1 pseudogene is annotated in these 3,137 nt (G+C 69.2%); it reads left to right on the forward strand.

Annotated features, from left to right (window positions below):
• A pseudogene (locus AXW62_RS26335) lies at positions 1-3,137 on the forward strand (amino acid adenylation domain-containing protein); the annotation flags it as partial.

Consider the following 3,137-nt stretch of genomic DNA (forward strand, 5'->3'; position numbering starts at 1 on the left):
CAGGCCGCACCGACCAAGCACTCGACGACCTCGTCGGATTCTTCGTCAACACCCTCGTCCTGCGCACCGACACCTCCGGCGACCCCACCTTCCGCAACCTCCTTAACCAGGTACGCGAACGCAGCCTCGACGCCTACGCCCACCAGGACGTGCCCCTCGAACACCTGGTGCAGATCCTCAACCCGGTACGCTCGCTGGCGCACCAGCCGCTCTTCCAGGTCATGCTCGCCTGGCAGAACACCGCGCAGAGCGACTACGACATGCCCGGGCTTGACGTGCGGCCGTGTCCGATCACGACCGGCACGGCACGCATGGACCTGCTCTTCAGCATGACCGAACGCCGTACGGAGGCCGAGCCCAACGGTGGCATCGAAGGCGTCGTGGAGTTCAGCGCGGATGTCTTCGACCGGTCGACGGTGATGTCGTTGGTGGACCGGCTGGAGCGGCTGCTGGAGGCGGTCGCGGCGGACCCGGACCGCCGGGTCGGCACGATCGACCTGCTGGAGCCCGCCGAGCGTCAGCGCGTCCTGGTGGAATGGAATACCCTCACGGAGCCCGATGTCCGTGGCAACGCGGTCCCGGTTACGGACTTGTTCGCGCGGCAGGTGGAGCGGGTCCCCGAGGCCACCGCCGTGGTATTCGGCGACCGTACCCTCACCTACGCGGAACTGGACGCGGCGTCCAACCGGCTGGCCCGACTGCTCATCGCCGAGGGCGCCGGACCCGAACGCATCGTCGCCCTGGCCCTCCCCCGCTCCATCGACCTCATCGTGGCCATCCTCGCCGTCCTCAAAACCGGCGCCGCCTACCTGCCCATCGACCCCGAGTATCCGGCCGAGCGCGTGGAGTTCATGCTCCAGGACGCCGCCCCGGCACTGGCCGTGACCACCACCGCCCTGCGTCCGGTCTTCCACGACCAGCCACTGACCACCGTGGAATTCGACGCACCCAAAACCACCCACCGCCTGACCGAACAGAACCCGGCCCCCCTCACCGACACCGACCGCACACACCCCCTCACCCCCACAACCCCGCCTATGTGATCTACACCTCCGGCTCCACCGGCACCCCCAAAGGCGTCACCGTCTCCCACACCGGCACCGCCCACATGGTTGCCACCCAGATCAACACCCTCACCCTGGCGGAGAACAACCGCGTCCTCCAATTCGCCTCACCCAGCTTCGACGCAGCGTTCTGGGAACTGTGGATGGCGCTGGGCTCGGGGGCGACACTCGTCATGGCCGACGCCCAGCGGCTCCTGCCCGGCGCCGGACTGGCGGAGACCATGGCCCAGTACGGCGTCACCCACGCCACACTCACCCCCAGCACACTCGCCGCCGTCCCCCACGAACACCTGCCCACCCTCACCCACCTCATCGTCGCAGGCGAGGCATGCCCACCCGAACTCGCAGCACAATGGGCGCCAGGCCGACAGATGCTCAACGCCTACGGACCCACCGAATCCACCGTCTGCGCCACGATGAGCCCACCCCTGTCCGGCACCGACGCCTCCCTTCCCCCCATCGGCCGCCCCATCCAGGGCACCAATGTCTACGTCCTGGACGCCGGGCTGCAGCCGGTACCGGTGGGTGTACCCGGCGAGCTGTACCTCGCGGGCGCGGGCGTGGCCCGCGGCTACCTGGGCCGACCGGGCCTGACCGCATCACGCTTCATCGCCGACCCGTTCGCCCCGGGTGGTACGGGCGCCCGGATGTACCGGACCGGAGACATGGTCCGCTGGCGCGCCGACGGCCAGCTGGAATACCTCGGACGCGCCGACGACCAGGTCAAGATCCGCGGCTTCCGCATCGAACCCGACGAGATCGCCTCCGTCCTCACCGACCACCCCACTGTGACCCAAGCGGTCGTCATCGCCCACGAGGACCGCCCCGGCCACAAACGGCTGGTCGCCTACGTCATCCCCAGCGACACCGGGACACCCACCGCAGCCGCGCTCCGCTCCTTCGCCGCCGACCGGCTGCCGGAGTACATGGTCCCCTCAGCCGTCATGGTGCTGGACCAACTCCCCCTGACCGTCAACGGCAAACTCGACCGCCGCGCACTCCCCACACCCGACTACACGGCCGGGACCATCTCACGCGCACCGCGCACACCGGCGGAAGAGATCCTGTGCGGCCTGTTCGCCGAAGTACTCGGCCTGACCGACGTCGGAGCCGAGGACAACTTCTTCGACCTGGGCGGACACTCCCTGCTCGCCACCCGCCTGATCGCACGCATACGCACCACCTTCGGCGTCGAACTCGGCGTCCGCACCCTGTTCGAAACACCCACCGTGGCGGGACTGGCACACCAGGTCAGCGGAGCCGGTGCGGCCCGCACCGCTCTCGTACCGGCCCAGCGACCCGACACCATCCCACTGTCCTTCGCACAGGCCCGCCTGTGGTTCCTGCACCGCCTCGAAGGCCCCTCCCCCACCTACAACATGCCACTCGCCCTGCGGCTAACCGGACAGGTGGACATCCCGGCGCTGGAGATGGCACTCGCCGACGTCGTCGCACGCCACGAAAGCCTGCGGACCGTCTTCCCGGACATCGACGGTGTACCGCTCCAGCGGATCCTGCCGGTACGGGAGGCCCGGCCCCAGCTGACCGTCACCACGGTCGACGCCTCCGAACTGGACACGGCACTGGCCACGGCCGCCCGCCACACCTTCGACCTCGAGACGGACATCCCGCTGTGGGCGCAGCTGCTCCGCGTCAGCGCGGAAGAGCACACCCTGGTGCTCGTGGTCCACCACATCGCGGGTGACGGATGGTCGCTACGCCCGCTCTGGCGCGATGTGAGCACCGCCTACCAGGCGCGCTGTACCGGGCAGGAGCCAGGCTGGACCGAGCTGCCGGTGCAGTACGCGGACTACACGCTGTGGCAACGCGACCTCCTGGGCGACATCGAAGACCCCCACAGCGAGATCTCCGCACAGGTCGAGTACTGGAAGCAGACCCTGGCGGGATTGCCGGACCGGGTCTCCCTGCCCACCGACCGCCCCTACCCGCCGATCGCCTCCTACGAGGGAGACACGGTCTCCTTCGAGTGGTCCGCCGACCTGCACACCCGGCTGGAGGACCTCGCCCGGCAATCCGGCGCCAGCCTGTTCATGGTGGCCAACGCCGCCCTCG

Origin of the sequence: Streptomyces hygroscopicus subsp. hygroscopicus, assembly GCF_001553455.1 — a bacterium.
GTDB lineage: Bacteria > Actinomycetota > Actinomycetes > Streptomycetales > Streptomycetaceae > Streptomyces > Streptomyces hygroscopicus.